Raw genomic sequence first — 14,886 nt, 5'->3', positions numbered from 1 at the left:
CGAGACAGCATGAGCGAGCGCAGCCGAGAGAACTCGCACCGCCCCGGTCGGGAACGACCGCCACCGATGCCGCAGCAGGCGGTCAGCGCCGCCGTGCTCGCCGACCGCTACCTCGCACCCGGCGAAAGCGGTCGCCGCGACGTATTCCGCCGCGTCGCTCAAGCACTCGCCGCCGCGGAAGCCCCTGCGGAGCGCGCGCTTGCCTCACGGCGGTTTTACCGCAACATGCTCGAGGGATCGATCGGAGCAGGACGCGTCATGGCCAATGCGGGCACCGCGCACGCCGCGACAATGGTCAACTGTTTCGTCCATCCGATAGGCGCCGCCGACGCCGTTCCCGATGCGGCCCAGATTGCTGCCGCACTCGCCGATGCGGCAGCGACGCTCGCGATGGGCGGCGGTGTTGGCTACGACTTTTCGTCCGTCGCGCCAGCCGCGGCCGGCGGCGATGGGCAGGCACGCGACGTCTGCCGCATCGTCGAGCGCTTCGACGCGTCGTGCGAACGCCTGTCGATGGCGGGAACTAGGCGCGGCGCGCAGATGGCGGTGCTGCGCTGCGATCATCCCGATCTGCCGGCCTTTGTCCGGGCCAAGCGCGGGCGCAAGCGCTGGCGTACGTTCAACGTGTCAGTGGCCGTGACAGACGCATTCCTGCGCGCGGTCGAGGCCGATCTGCCCTGGGCGCTCGTGCATCGCGCGGCGCCGGCCTCGCACCTCATGGGCGCGGAATCACGCGCCGCGGACGGACGGTGGCGGTACGCCGAGATGCCGGCGCGCGCGCTTTGGCGCGAAATCGTCGATTGCGCGCGCGACAGCGCGGAGCCGGGGCTGCTGTTTCTCGACACGATACGCGCCGCCGACAACCTCTCCGAAATCGAAACCATCGCGGCGACGAACCCGTGCGGAGAGCAGCCACTGCCCGCATGGGGCAGTTGCGTGCTGGGCCCCGTCGACCTGAGCCGCCTCGTGCGTTGCCCATTCGGGATCGGCGGCCCGCCCGCTCTGGATTTCGTGCGCCTGGCCGCGCGCGTGCGCACACAGGTGCGCCTGCTCGACAACGTGCTCGCGCTCACGCGTTGGCCGCTGCCGCAGCATGCATCGGAAGCATCGGCCAAGCGGCGCATCGGCGTGGGCATCACCGGCCTGGCCGATGCGCTCGCCATGCTGCGGCTCGCCTACGACACGCCAGCCGCGCGGCAAATGGCAGCCCGCATAGCGATGTGTTTGCGCGACGAGGCCTACGCGGCCTCGGCCGCGCTCGCGGCACAACGCGGCCCCTATCCTCTCTACGACGCGGCGCATCACCTTGCTGCCGGCCGCTTCGGCGCGCAGTTGCCTGCCAGCGTGCGCGAAGCGGTGGAGCGCCACGGCCTGCGCAACAGTCATCTGCTCTCGTTCGCACCTACCGGCAGCGTGAGTCTGGCGTTCGCCGACAACTGCTCGAACGGCATCGAGCCGGCTTATGACTGGGTTTATCGGCGCGCAATTCGTCTCGGTACGGCACAGCCGCGCATCTATCAGGTGGAAAATCACGGCGCACGGCTCTTTCGCGCACTGACAGGCAGCCATGCCCCCTTGCCCGACTATTTCAGAAATGCGGCGCAGGTCTCACCCGCCGATCAGCTCGCGATGCTGGCGGCGCTTCAGCCGTTCGTCGACGCCGCAATCTCCAAGACCGTGATGCTTTCACCCGAAAGCACGACGGCCGAGGTCGAGGCGCTGTTCCTTGACGCGTGGCGTGCCGGGCTGAAGGGGATCACGGTGTTTCGTCCGGATCCCGCGCTCGATGCGGTGTTCGCGTCCGAGCCCGCCCACGCGCGCGAGACGCGGGACGCGCAGGCAATAACAATAACGGCTCCGGCCGTCCCGCCCGCGCCCCCGTGCGGCACGTGCTGAGACGCTCCGCGCCGGGCGCGTCGTTCGGCGGATGAACCGGATTCGCGCACCCGCGTCCGAATGCGACGCGGGCGCGAACCCGGGCGGTACCGCGAACTCAGTTGATCTCGAGATGCTTGCGCGCCGCGGAGGCCTTCTTGGGCAGCGTCAACGACAACACGCCGTCCTGGTACTGCGCGCTCGCCGCGCTTTCGTCGATATCGCTTTCCAGCGAGAACGTGCGGCTGAACATGCCCGAGTAGCGCTCGCTGCGAATCACGCGCTCGCCCTCCTTGAGTTCCTTGTTGCGCTCCGCCTTCGCGCTGATGGAAACGACATTGCCGTCGATCTTGACGTCGATGTCTTTTTTGTCGACGCCCGGCAGTTCCGCCTTGACCGCGTACGCCGTATCGGTCTCGGTCACGTCCACCTTCACGGCTGCGAGCGGCATGTCGCCGTTGGACAACGCGAGAGAGCGCATCGGCCGAAAGAAGCCTTGGAAAAGATCCGGAATCGAGTCGATCGAGAACGGGTCATGACGCGTCAAATTGCTCATTGCATTCGCTCCTGAAATGATCGTGACAAACGAGGGGGGGCGCAAGTGGCCATGAATAAAGCATGGCCTTGCGGGCATGCCACTCATGCCGCCATTCCACTCTAGGCCGACTGCGCAGCGTTCGATTGATTTGCGTCAACGGCCGCCCATCTCGACCCAGCCGCCGCGATGCGCATTCGTACCGGCTGATGGTATCGTTGCCGGCGGGAATCTTCCGACATGAACGCCCTGTGCCGGGTCGCTTCGCATGGCGCGCCGCACGAAGCCGGTTCGGTCCGAATCAGATGGAGGGAAAACGATGAAGCTTTACTACTCGCCGGGCGCATGCTCGCTGGCCGTCCATATCGCGCTCGTCGAAGCGGGCATCCCGTTCGATGCGATCAAAGTCGATCTGAAGACGCACCAGCTTGCAAGCGGCGAAGACTATCGGGCGATTTCGCCACGCGGCTACGTCCCCCTGATCGAACTCGACGACGGCTCGCGACACACGGAAGCGGCCGCGCTGTTGCAGTACGTCGGCGACCTCGATGCGCGCGGGCTGCTGATGCCGCGCATCGGAACGGTGCCGCGTCTTGCCGTTATCGAGTGGCTCACCTTTGTCTCGACCGAACTGCACAAGACGTTCAGCCCCTGGCTCTTTCACGAAGAGGTTCACGCATCGGCGCGCGAGCTCGCGCTCGCGCGGCTGCACGCACGCTTCTCCGAACTCGACGAGGTGCTCGCTTCGCGCGATTACCTGAGCGGAAGCGAGTTTACGGTGGCGGACGCGTATTGCTTCACGGTCGTCAACTGGAGCCGGCCGCTCAAGATCGACCTGGCGTCGTATCCGAATCTGAAGGCCTACATGACCCGCGTGTCGAAACGGCCGAAGGTGCGCGAAACGTTGATTGCGGAGGGGCTCGTCAGAACGCTTTGAGCCGGCGCACATTCACGCCGGCCGCGCAGCGCCGGTTTCGACGACGATGAGGCCTGCGCGCAGGCCCGGCTTGACTCCGGGATTCGGAAAGACGATCCGCTCGCCGTCGCGCGAGACGACATAGCGATAATCGCCGTCGGCGGCCAGCAACGTGCCCTTGTCCAACGCTGTGAAATTCGGCACGTCGACATCGAGGTAGAGTTCGAACGCTTCGCTGCGCTTCGTGATCTGGTCGACCACGGTGAAGACGCGCGGGAGCGCCCCGCCCTCGCCACCCTCGCCGCCCTCGAGCCGCTCCTGCGTCGCGAGCGCGCGCACGGCGCGATCGGCCGACGCGAAACGCAAGAGATCGTTGTGCCCGAACGGCTCGATCTTGCCCAGCTCGAGCGTGCAAGCCGTCGCGCCGAACGTTTGGGCCGTGTATTGCGAGTACGTGCTGCTCTTCGCCGTATGCAGCAGCACGGCCGCGATGCGAGCCCGCGCAAGCCACGCCATCATCGCGCGCGACGGCGCCTCACCCGTATGCGGCAGCAGCGCGAACTGCTCGAACACCGATGCGCGGATCGCCGTATGCATGTCGATATGCCAGCGGGCGGCGGTGCCGGCCGGCGCCGCATCGCGAAAAAACCGCATCGTGGCAGCTTCGAGTGCCGCCGCGCGCCGCGCTTCCCCGCTCGCCGGCAATGCGGCATGCCGGCCGCAAAAGAGCCGGTTCATGTCGTCGTCGAGGTAGCGACGGCCCGCGCGCATCGCCTCCACATTGCCCAGCACGACGAGCAGGCGGCACCCAAGCGGCAACACACCGCTCGCGATGTCGGCCACCATGCGCGAAACGAGTTCGATCGGCGCGGTTTCGTCACCGTGCACGCCGGCCGAAACGACGACGCTCGCGGGCGGCGAGCCGCTTGCCGCGAGCGCCTCGTCAGCCTGCGAAGGCTCGAACGCAAGCACGCCATCGTCGCGCCAGATATAGCGTGCACCGCTGGCGCATACCCCGCTGGCACCGGCCCGGTCCGGCCGCGCGCCCGCCAACGTGAATGCGAGGAAATCGTTCACCACCGCCGAAGCGGGTGCGCTAGCGCTGGAAGTCATAAAGCGAACCGAGTCCGAGAATCTGCGTCAGTTCGTCGAGCGCCGTGCGCGATTCGTCGAGCAGCCTCGGATCCGCCAGATCGCTCGGCGCCAGCCGGTCGCGATAATGCTTGCCGATCCATGCATCGAGGCGCCCGAACAGGGCATCGTCGATCCACACGCCGGGCGTCACGGCCGCGCGCTCCGCGTCGCTGAGCACGACGCGAAGGCGCAGACACGCGGGCCCGCCGCCGTTTTTCATGCTCTCGCGCAAATCGAAGACGAGCACTTCGCCGATCGGCCCCGAGCCGCTCACGAGATCGTCGAGATAAGCCGCCACCCGCGGGTTCTCGCGGCACTCCTGCGGCAAGACCAGCACGTCGCGCCCGCCCGGGCGGCTCAACAACTGGCTGTTGAAGAGATAGGACGATACCGCGTCGGCAACGCTCACGCGCGCGTCGGGCACCTCGATCACGTCGAGCCCGGCGCCGAGCGCGGAAAGTTGCGTGCGCAACCGATCGTAGACGGCCGTCTGGTCGACGAACGCGCGTTGGTGGCAAAAGAGCGTCCGGCGATTGCCGACGGCAATGACGTCGTTGTGGAAAACGCCGGCGTCGACGACCTCGGGATTTTGCTGCGCATAGACCGTGCGCTCTTCGCCTAGCCCGTGCCGCTGCGCAACGGCACGACTCGCCTCGAACGTCTGCCGGGCCGGGTAGCGCTGCGGCTCCGGCCCGCGGCGGTATTCGCTGCGGCCATAGACGAAGAACTCGACGCCGCGCTCGCCGTAATCGGCGCAAAACCGCGTGTGATTGGCCGCTCCCTCGTCCCCGAGCGCCGGCGTGCCCGGCAACGCCTCATGCACGACGAAGTGCCGCTCGCTCGCAAAGATCGCCGCCAGCGTCCGCCGCGTCGCCTCGTGTTCGATCGCGCGATGGAGCTTGCTCGTGAGGTTGGCCGGCGTGAAATGTACGCGGCCGTCGGCGGTATCCGCGGACGGGCTGACCGTGGCGGCATTCGCCGTCCACATGGCCGAAGCCGAACTTGCGGCCGCGAGCAGTTCCGGCGCTTCCTTTGCCGCGCGCTCGATCACGCGCGCGTCCGTTCCCGAAAAGCCAAGCTCGCGCAGCAATCGCAACGAGGGCCGTTCCTGCGGAGGCAGCACGCCCTGCGCAAAGCCGAGGTCGGCGAGCTGCTTCATCTTGCGTAACCCCTGCCGCGCGGCGGCGAGCGGGTTCGCGACCGATTTCTCGTTCGTCTGCGACGCCACGTTGCCATACGACAGCCCCGCGTAGTTGTGCGTCGGACCGACGAGTCCGTCGAAGTTGGCTTCCCGTGCTTGCATCGTGATTCCCTGATCGTTCGGTGGCCGAGGTTACTGAAATGAAAGTCCGGGCGAAACGCTCGCCGGCATGCGCAGCATCTCGCTTTCGACCGATGCCATCGGATAAGCGCAGTAATCCGCCGCGTAATAGGCGCTCGGCCGGTGATTGCCCGAGCGGCCCGTACCGCCGAATGGCGCGGCCGACGATGCTCCGTTGGTGGGCCGGTTCCAGTTGACGATGCCGGCACGAATCGTCCGCTGGAACTGCGCCCATGCGGCTTCGTCGTCGGCCAGCAGCCCGGCCGAAAGCCCGTAGACGGTGTCGTTCGCGCGCTCGATGGCCTCCTCGAGGCGCTCGTAGCGGAGCACCTGAGCGAGCGGGCCAAAATGCTCTTCATCGGGCAACGCACGCACCTCGCTCACGTCGAGAATCGCGGGGCTCACGAAACCGAGTGCCGGATCGCGCTGCGTCATTGGCAGGAGTGCCCGCGCGCCCGCCGCGACGAGCCGCTGTTGGGCCGCAACGAGGCGCCCTGCCGCGCGCGCCGTGATGACCGCGCCCATGAACGGCTGCGGCTCGGCATCGTAGAGCCCGTAGACGATGCGCGACGTCACTTCGGCGAACCGCGCGAGAAAGCGGTCGCCAAACGTCCCGCGCGGCACGAAGATGCGCCGCGCACAGGTGCAGCGCTGCCCGGCCGAGAGGTACGCCGACTGGATCGTGTGATGCACGGCCGCATCGATATCGGCAACCTCCGCCACGACGAGCGGATTGTTGCCGCCCATCTCGAGTGCGAGCACGATTTCGGGCCGCCCGCCGAACTGCTTGTGCAGCAGCGTACCGGTATCGGAGCTGCCGGTGAAGAACAGCCCGTCGATCTGCCGATGGTTCGCGAGCGCGACCCCGGTGTCCTTCTCGCCTTGCACGAGATTGAGCACGCCAGCCGGCAATCCCGCGTCGTGCCAGATCGCGACGGTCGCCTGCGCCACGCCGGGCGCCCGCTCCGACGGCTTGAACACCACAGTGTTGCCGGCGATCAGCGCGGGGACGATATGGCCGTTCGGCAAATGCCCCGGGAAGTTGTACGGGCCGAAGACGGCGACGACACCATGCGGCCGATGCCGCAGGACGGCCACGCCGTCGGCCATTGCCGTGCGTCTTTCGCCCGTGCGTTCAGCGTAGGCCGTGATCGAGATATCGACCTTCGCCGCCATCGCCGTCACTTCGGTACGCGCTTCCCACAGCGGCTTGCCGGTCTCCCGCCCGATCGCGTGAGCGAGCGCTTCCTTGCGCTCGCCCAAAAGAGCTGCGAAACGACGCACGATCTCGCAACGCGCGTCGAACGGCAGCGCCGACCACTCGGCAAATGCTCGCCGCGCGCTGCGCACGGCGCGATCGACGTCGTCAGTCGTCGCGCTGCCGCCTTGCCAGACCGCTTCGCCGGTGCCTGGGTGATGGGACGAAAACATCGGGCCACTCGCGGCCACCCATTCGCCTTCGATGAAAAGTTCGCTCATATCGATCAGCCTGTCTGCTGTGCCTGCTTTTGCCTGTGCTTTTGCCTGTGCTTTTGCCTGTGCTTTTGCCTGTGCTTTTGCCTGTGCGTTTGCGTTTGCATGTGCTTCTCCGCCGGTCTGCCCCGCTTCGGCGCCTCTCATCGGGCACGCCGGGAGAGCGCGAGCACACGAATCGGATCGCCCGCCTTCACACCGAGCGCCGCGGCGTCCGAGGGGGGAAGCCGCATAGCGCCTTCTTCGACCACGCCCGCAGCAACGCCGACGCGAAAGCCCGTCAGCGACGTATTCGACACGAGGAAGCGCGGTGCATCGTCCGATTCGGGCGTGACGGCATCGTCGACGATCACTTGCACGACAACGCTTTCGCGTACGGTGCGCAAGTCGTTGATATGGCATTCGAGCACGGGGCCCGCGTCGAAGATATCGACGTGATTCTGATAGCGCAGCCCTTCAGCCTCGAGCATCGTGCGCGCCGGCGCCGTGTCGTGATGCGTGAGCCCGATCACGCGCTGCGCCTCCTCGGGCAACAGGTCGGCATAAACCGGATAACGCGGCATCAGCTCCGCCAGAAACGATTTGCGCCCGTGTGCACTGAGGTAATCGGCCGCATTGAAATCGATCTGATAGAAGTGCGAGCCCACCGCGCGCCAGAACGGCGAGGTGCCGTCCGCATCGAAATGGCCACGCAGTTCCGCGCACAGGCGCTCGGGAAAGCGGTCCCGAAACTGCGCGATGAACATGAAGCGCGAGCGCGACAGCAGGCCGCCCACACCGTGTGCGCGGTAACGCGGCGAAAGGAACAGCGAGCAGACTTCCGCATAGCCCGTCAGGTCGTGCGAAATGTTGAGCAGCGACATCCGGGTCCATACGCCCAGTTCCTGGCTCGCATGCACGACTGTGCTCACGCGGTAGTTGTAAAACGGCTGCTCGAGACCCACGCGCGCCTCGATGCCGCACACGCCCGCGACATCGCCCGTCGCCGCGTCTTCCATAACGAAGAGGTAGCCCTCCTCGTGCGGGCCCGCGCGGCCCTCGAGCGTACGGCGCGCGCGCGCGATGCGCGCGGCGAGCGCTTCCCGATCGGGCTTGAAGGTCGTGAGCCCCGGCCCCGTTTCCCCCGCCAGGGCCACGAGCGAGTCGAGGTCCTCCGTATCGACGGCACGAACGACGATCATCGCGTGGCTCCCCAAGAATGAGTCGAAAGGCCGGACGAGGGAGCCCGCGTGTAGAAGCCGTCACCGCCTTCGCCATCGAGGCTCTCGTCGGGCCGGCGATGCAGCGGCACGCATCGAACGGCGTCGCCGGGCACGACGTCGAGCAGCGCGCGCTCGACTGCGGCCAGCGGTGCCTGCGGTTCGGGCTCGCCCGGCAGGTCCGCCAGGATGCAGCGAAAGCCGCCCGCGCCGTTTCCGGCCACGAGGTAGGTCGTCGTCCCCGGATCGACGCGCCGCGCCGCCACCGCCGCTGCCTCGCCCACCTCGCCCGCCCCGTCCGCCTCGCGAACCGTGCGCGTCTCGTTGTAGCGTGCGCAGGCGCTGCGCTCTACACGTGCCGTCAGCACCGGGCCCGCATCGAAAATATCGACGAAGCGATCGGGCTCGAAGCCCTCTTCGAGGTGGATGTCGTAAGCGACGAGGCTCTTCGCGTTGGGTTCGCCGAGCACGCGCTGAGCGGCCTCGGGCAAGAGCGGCACGTAAAGCGGATAGGTCGGCATGACTTCGGCGATGAACGTGCGGCTGCGCCCACCCGAAATTTTCTCGACCTCGGCAAAATCCCGCCGGAAAAACCTGCGGCCGACCGCCTCCCAGAACGGCGAGGTGCCCACGTCGTCGGTCACGCCGAGCAGCAGGGAGAACACATCGGGCGTGAAGCGTCGGCGGTTGGCCGCAACGTACATCATCCGCGCGCGCGACAGCAGGTGCGCGGCCGCGTCGCCGGGCAGTGCCGGATCGACATAGAAGCCCGCGAGCCGCGACAGGCCCGTCAGTTCGTGCGACATCGTGAGCGCGTGGATCTTGCGATTGACGTGCAGCTCGCGCGACGCGTGAATCAGCGCATCGTTACGGAAAACGTAGAACGGCTCCGCGTAACCGGCCGATGCGACGATGCTCGCGGTGCCGAGGAGCTTGCCGCTCGCGCCGTCCTCAAGCACGAACAGATAGAACTCCTCGCCCGGGAAATCGACCTCGGCGCGAAACGAATCCTCGGAAAGCGCAACACGCGCTTCGAGCGCCTGCCGGTCATGCGGCAGAGAATGAAGCACGGGCTGCGCCGCGCGCGCCATCCGCTCGAGTGCATCGAGATCGGAAAGCCTTCCTGGACGTACGAAGAGCATCGTTGCTCCTAAGCGATGACGAAAGGTGGGCAGGCCGCCATCAGCGAACCGCGACGACCCGCTCGATCGCCCGCTCGAGGCGGGCGAACCCTTCTTCGAGATCGGCGTCGGGGATGATCAGCGACGGCGCGAAACGCAGCACGTTCGGCCCCGCGATCAGCAGCATCACGCCCTCGCCGGCCGCCGCGTTGACGAAGTCCTTCGCACGCCCCTCGAATGTCGCGCTGAGCTCGGCACCGATCAGCAGCCCCTTGCCGCGAATTTCCTTGATGAGCCCGAAGCGCTTGCCGATCGCATCGAGCCGGGCAACGAGGGCGGCGCTGCGCCGCCGGACGCCATCCAGCAGCGCGGGGTCGCTGACGAGTTCGACCACCTTGTCGGCGATGGCCGCTCCGAGCGGGTTGCCGCCATAGGTCGAACCGTGCACACCGACCTTGAAATGCGCGGCGATCTCGTTCGTCGTCAGCATCGCGGCGATCGGAAAGCCATTACCCAGTGCCTTGGCGGTGGTCAGGATGTCGGGCGTCACGCCCGTGTCCATGTAGGCATAGAGATGGCCCGTGCGGCCCACGCCCGTTTGCACTTCGTCGAAGATCAGCAGCGCACCGTGCGCATCGCAGGCTTCGCGCAATGTGCGCAGGAACGCCGGGTCGGCCGGAATCACGCCGCCTTCGCCCTGGATCGGCTCGACGATCACGGCACACGTGCGCGGCCCGATCGCCTGCCGCGCCGCCTCGGCGTCGTTGTAGGGCAGATGGACTATACCGGCCGGTACCGGCCCGAAGCCCTCGGCGTACTTGGGCTGCCCGCCCACGCTGACGGTAAAGAGCGTGCGGCCGTGAAACGACTGCGCGAACGAGACGATTTCGAACTTTTCCGCGCCGTGGCGTTCGAGCGCGACGCGGCGCGCGAGCTTGAGCGCCGCCTCGTTCGCCTCCGCGCCGGAGTTGGCGAAAAACGCGCGCTGTGCGAACGTCAGCGTCTCCAGCCGCCTCGCGAGGCGCAGCACCGGCTCGTTCGTATAGGCGTTGCTCACGTGCCACAGGCGCCCGCCTTGCTCGTGCAGCACGCGCACGAGCTCGGGATGGGTATGCCCGAGCGCCGTCACCGCGATACCGCCCGTGAAATCGACATAGTCCCGCCCGTCCGAATCCCAGACGCGGGAGCCGAGGCCGCGCACCGGCATGAAGGAGGCGGGCGAAAACACGGGCACCATGACGTCGTCGAACGTCTGGCGATTCACAGCGAACTCGTTCATGGCAAATCCTCTCGGAGGCAATGGCAATAGTCTAGAAAACCTTCGCGCCGGCGTCTTGCGCATCCGCGACGCGATTTATCGGGGTTCGGTGCGCGTCGCGCCCGCCTCGGGGGGCTCGATCAGCGCGCCGGCACGAGGTTCCGCCGCAAACGGCGCACCCGAGCCCTGCCGCGCGATCCAGTTGCGGCGCTCCTCGCGCGGCGTGACGCCAAAGCGCTCCCGGTAGGCATTCGAGAAATGCGCCGCCGACGCGAACCCACAGGCGAGACTCACCTGCACGATCGATTTGCTCGTGCGCTGCAGTTGCAGCCGGGCCTTGACGAGCCGCAGGCCCAGGTAATATTTGGACGGCATCGCACCGAGGTACTGGCGAAAGAGCCGCTCGAGCTGCCGCCGCGAAACGCCGACTGCCTCGGCGATCTCGTCCGTCGTGAGCGGATCCTCGACATTCGCCTCCATCAGCTTGAGCGCGTCATTGAGCCGCGGATGCCGCTCGCCCGGCGCCGTCACATAAGGAATGCGCTGGCGCTCCTCCGCCTGGCGCAGCGCGCCGAGCCCGAGGGTGTCGGCGATGCGCTCGGCCAACTCGGCACCGTGTTCGCGCGCGATCATCGCGAGCATGAAGTCGGCGCTCGCCTGCCCGCCCGCGCAGGTGGCGCGATCGCGGTCGATTTCGAAGATCTGCTGCGTGACGATCGAGCGCTCGAACTGCTCGGCGAACTGTTGATAGGTCTCCCAGTTGACGCTCACGCGGTAGCCGGAAAGCTGTCCGGCCATCGCGAGCCACCAGACGCCGTGGTGAATTCCGCTGACGAGCGGCGTGCGCTGCCCGACGCGCGCGAGCGACGCGAGAAAAAGCCGGTAGTCGGCAAACTGCTGGAAGCGCTCGGTCAGGACGATGAGCCAGTCGCAGGCGAGCCCGTCGCCGAACGCGCAATCGGCTGGCAGGACCGCGCCGCCCGAGAGCGAAACGGGCCGCCCGTCCCACGAGCAGATGCGCATGCGAAACCGCTGCCGCCCGTCGATCTCGTTGGCGAGCGAAAGGGTATCGACGATAGGCGCGAGGCCCGAGAGCGAAACGGGCGGCAGCGCAACGACGGCGACCTCGGTCACACGCGGCACGCCCGAGGGCGGGCGCACCGTCATGCTTGCACCCGCGATGCCGCGCGGAACCGCCGCAGCCGCTGCGGCGACAAAGCCGGCCGGCACACCGCTCGGCACCGGATTGCGACGCCTTCGCCCATGGCCGCGCCGCTACTTGAGGCTGCCGGAGAGAAACTGCTTGAGGCGTTCGCTCCGCGGCGTGACGAGCACCTCCGATGGATCGCCCTGCTCCTCGGTGCGGCCCTGGTGAAGAAACATGACGTGATTGGAGACGTTGCGCGCGAACCCCATCTCGTGCGTGACGACGATCATCGTGCGGCCTTCCTCGGCGAGCTTTTGCATGACTTTCAGCACTTCGCCCACGAGTTCGGGGTCGAGCGCCGAGGTCGGTTCGTCGAAAAGCATCACGTCGGGGTGCATCGCCAGCGCCCGCGCGATGGCCACGCGCTGCTGCTGCCCGCCCGACAAGTGCGACGGATACTGCTTCTCGAGCCGCGGCGCGAGGCCGACCTTCTCGAGATAGACGCGCGCACGCTCCTCGGCCTCGCGCCGCGACAGCCCCAGCACGTGTACGGGCGCTTCCATCACGTTCTCGAGCACCGTCATGTGGGCCCAGAGGTTGAAGTGCTGAAACACCATAGCCAGCTTCGTGCGCATGCGCTGCAACTGCTTGTGATCCGCCACCAGCAGATTGCCCTCGCGGTCGGGCTTCGTGCGTACGGCCTCGCCGTCGACGACGATCTCGCCCGCGTTCGGCCGCTCGAGGAAGTTGACGCACCGCAGGAACGTGCTCTTGCCCGAGCCGCTCGCACCGATGATGCTGATGACGTCGCCGGCTTTCGCTTCGAGCGTCACGCCCTTCAGCACCTCGTTGTCGCCGTAGCGTTTGTGAATGTCGCGCGCCGCAAGCTTGGGCGGGTTCGATTGAGAACTCTGCTGGAGCACCATGCTCTCCTGAATCGATCAATGACGGCCGACGGCCAGGTAGGCGAGCCAGCGCCTCTCGGCGCGCCTGAATACCGCGACGAGTGCGAACGATACCGCAAGATAGATCAGCGCGGCGAGGCCGAACGCCTGGAACGACATGTAGGTGGCCGAATTCGCGTCGCGGGCGACCTTCAGGATGTCGGGCACCGTAGCAGTGAACGCGAGCGTCGTCGCGTGCAGCATGAGAATCGCCTCGTTGCTGTAAAGCGGCAGCGCGCGGCGCAGCGCCGAGGGCAGGATCACGCGCCGGTACATCGTGAAGCGGCTCATGCCGTAGGCGCGCGCCGCCTCGACCTCGCCGTGCGACGTCGAGCGGATCGCCCCGGCGAAGATTTCGGTCGTATAGGCGGCGGTGTTGAGCCCGAACGCGAGAACGGCGCAGTTCAGGCCGCTGCGAAAGAACTCGCCGAGCATCGGATTGGCGCGCACCGCTTCGAGGCTGTAGACACCGCTGTAGATGAGCAGCAACTGCACATAAAGCGGCGTGCCCCGGAACACATAGGTGTAGCAGCGCACCGGCAGTGCGAGCCAGCGGTTCGGCGACTCGCGCGCGACGGCAAGCGGCACGGCCATGACGAAGCCGATGACGAGCGATGCGACGAGCAGCCAAAGCGTCATCGCGAGGCCCGAAAAGCGCTGCCCGTCCCAGTACAGAAACGCACGGCCGAATTGAGCGACGATATCGATCATAGTTCTGCCCGCCTCACGCCGGCCGAATAGCGCCGGTCGAGCCACAGGAGCACGACGTTCGACGCGGTCGTGATCGCGAGATAGATGAGCGCGGCCACGACCAGAAAGAAGAACATCTGGAGCGTGCTCTTGCCGGCGTCCTGCGCGGCTTTGACCACATCGGCAAGCCCGATGATCGAGACGAGGGCCGTCGCCTTGACGAGCACCTGCCAGTTGTTGCCGATGCCCGGTAGCGCAAAGCGCATCATCTGAGGAAAGAGAATGCGCGCGAACACGCGTGCACCGCTCATGCCGTAAGCGAGCCCCGCTTCGATCTGCCCGCGCGGCACCGCGAGAAAAGCACCGCGAAAAGTCTCCGTGAAGTAGGCGCCATAGATGAAGCCGAGCGTGAGCACGCCGGCCGCGAACGGATCGATGTCGATCTGGGCAAAGCCGAGCGCATCGGTGATCTCGTTCAGCCCGATCTGAATGCTATAAAAGAGCAGCAGCATCAGAACCAGGTCCGGCACCGAACGGATGAGCGTCGTATAGGCCGTGGCCAGCGCCGCCGACACGCGGTGATGGGCGAGCTTGGCGGCCGCGCCGGCGAGGCCCAGTACCACCGCGACAGCCAGCGAAAGCACCGACAACTCGATCGTGCGGACCGTCCCCTCGAGCAGGACCGGCCCGAAGCCGTAGAGAAACACGGGCGTCTCCATTCGGTAGTTGAAAACGAACATGCGCGGGCGGCGAAGGCCGGCGATCGAAGCCGGCGCCGCAGCGTGCGCAGCACATCGTCGCAAACGTCATTCGATTCATCAAACCGGAAGAGACGTTATGCCGCAGCGCAGCAAACACCGTGTGTCCACGCGCATCGGATTGGCGGCGCGGCGCACGGCTCAAACGCAAGGCGAATGGCACCATGCAAACGGCATCCCGATTAGGCTGGTTTCCCGTCGCATTTTCGATATTCGGACGCCATGAGCCGCGCCGCCATCGGATAGGACAAAAAATCGGACGCGAAAAACAGAACCGGCCGTCATCGTGCGATGAGCGGCCGGCAACAGTCATGATGCGCGAGGCGCAAAGCGTCGGCGCAATGCGCCGGACCATGGTCGATCGGCATCTGTGGTGCGAAGCATCTCTGGCATGCAGCCAACCGCGCTCGGACGATGCCGGTCGATTGGCCTGCCCCCCGCTGCCTTCGCTGCGCCGTGCCGTCTGGCCTTAGGTATGAAGTGGGTCCGGTTGCTTGAACTTTAGTCCGCGCGCA

Annotated in this window: 13 protein-coding genes; 2 read left to right on the top strand and 11 right to left on the bottom strand. The window is 66.7% G+C overall.

What is annotated here, in order from left to right:
• Window positions 1-66 precede the first annotated feature (66 nt).
• The gene (locus U0034_RS16560) at window positions 67-1,896 is read left to right on the top strand and encodes an adenosylcobalamin-dependent ribonucleoside-diphosphate reductase (protein ID WP_085226857.1); all 1,830 of its coding nucleotides are present in this window, start codon (window positions 67-69) and stop codon (window positions 1,894-1,896) included.
• Window positions 1,897-1,993: 97 nt separating this feature from the next.
• Here U0034_RS16560 and U0034_RS16555 read toward each other — a convergent pair whose 3' ends face one another.
• Window positions 1,994-2,431 (bottom strand): Hsp20/alpha crystallin family protein, encoded by a 438-nt coding sequence (locus tag U0034_RS16555; RefSeq protein ID WP_085226855.1) that lies wholly within the window; start codon window positions 2,429-2,431, stop codon window positions 1,994-1,996.
• Between the two features lie 298 nt (window positions 2,432-2,729).
• Here U0034_RS16555 and gstA point away from each other — a divergent pair, with 298 nt between their 5' ends.
• Window positions 2,730-3,347: a glutathione transferase GstA gene (gstA, locus tag U0034_RS16550; protein WP_085226853.1), complete on the top strand. Its 618-nt coding sequence runs from the start codon at window positions 2,730-2,732 to the stop codon at window positions 3,345-3,347.
• A gap of 12 nt (window positions 3,348-3,359) precedes the next feature.
• Here the strand turns inward: gstA and astE are convergent, their stop codons facing one another.
• The 10 genes from astE to U0034_RS16500 form a co-directional block, all read right to left on the bottom strand.
• Window positions 3,360-4,439, bottom strand: a complete 1,080-nt coding sequence (astE, locus tag U0034_RS16545; protein WP_085226851.1) for a succinylglutamate desuccinylase — start codon at window positions 4,437-4,439, stop codon at window positions 3,360-3,362.
• Window positions 4,423-5,763, bottom strand: coding sequence for an N-succinylarginine dihydrolase (astB, locus tag U0034_RS16540; protein WP_085226849.1), 1,341 nt, complete (start codon window positions 5,761-5,763; stop codon window positions 4,423-4,425). Before astB ends, astE begins: the two co-directional genes overlap by 17 nt.
• A gap of 30 nt (window positions 5,764-5,793) precedes the next feature.
• Entirely contained in the window at window positions 5,794-7,260 is a 1,467-nt protein-coding gene (astD, locus tag U0034_RS16535; protein WP_085227250.1) for a succinylglutamate-semialdehyde dehydrogenase, read from the bottom strand.
• Between the two features lie 137 nt (window positions 7,261-7,397).
• Window positions 7,398-8,435 carry an arginine N-succinyltransferase gene (gene astA, locus U0034_RS16530; protein WP_085226847.1) on the bottom strand — a complete coding sequence of 346 codons (1,038 nt, stop codon included), beginning with the start codon at window positions 8,433-8,435 and terminating at the stop codon, window positions 7,398-7,400.
• Complete coding sequence (aruF, locus tag U0034_RS16525) at window positions 8,432-9,595, bottom strand: arginine/ornithine succinyltransferase subunit alpha (RefSeq protein WP_085226845.1); 1,164 nt, start codon at window positions 9,593-9,595, stop codon at window positions 8,432-8,434. The genes astA and aruF overlap by 4 nt, the downstream gene beginning before the upstream one ends.
• 40 nt (window positions 9,596-9,635) lie before the next feature.
• Window positions 9,636-10,853, bottom strand: coding sequence for an aspartate aminotransferase family protein (locus U0034_RS16520; RefSeq protein WP_085226843.1), 1,218 nt, complete (start codon window positions 10,851-10,853; stop codon window positions 9,636-9,638).
• Window positions 10,854-10,928: 75 nt separating this feature from the next.
• Window positions 10,929-11,999, bottom strand: a complete 1,071-nt coding sequence (locus tag U0034_RS16515) for a GlxA family transcriptional regulator (RefSeq protein WP_085227249.1) — start codon at window positions 11,997-11,999, stop codon at window positions 10,929-10,931.
• A 108-nt stretch (window positions 12,000-12,107) separates the two neighbouring features.
• Window positions 12,108-12,905, bottom strand: a complete 798-nt coding sequence (locus U0034_RS16510; RefSeq protein WP_085226841.1) for an ABC transporter ATP-binding protein — start codon at window positions 12,903-12,905, stop codon at window positions 12,108-12,110.
• A gap of 15 nt (window positions 12,906-12,920) precedes the next feature.
• Window positions 12,921-13,634: an ABC transporter permease gene (locus U0034_RS16505; RefSeq protein ID WP_085226838.1), complete on the bottom strand. Its 714-nt coding sequence runs from the start codon at window positions 13,632-13,634 to the stop codon at window positions 12,921-12,923.
• Window positions 13,631-14,320, bottom strand: coding sequence for an ABC transporter permease (locus U0034_RS16500; RefSeq protein WP_176072614.1), 690 nt, complete (start codon window positions 14,318-14,320; stop codon window positions 13,631-13,633). Before U0034_RS16500 ends, U0034_RS16505 begins: the two co-directional genes overlap by 4 nt.
• Between the last annotated feature and the right edge of the window lie 566 nt (window positions 14,321-14,886).

The organism is Trinickia caryophylli (genome assembly GCF_034424545.1).
GTDB lineage: Bacteria > Pseudomonadota > Gammaproteobacteria > Burkholderiales > Burkholderiaceae > Trinickia > Trinickia caryophylli.
Note: the sequence above shows the minus strand (reverse complement) of the source record. Positions and strands in the feature narration are given on the sequence as shown.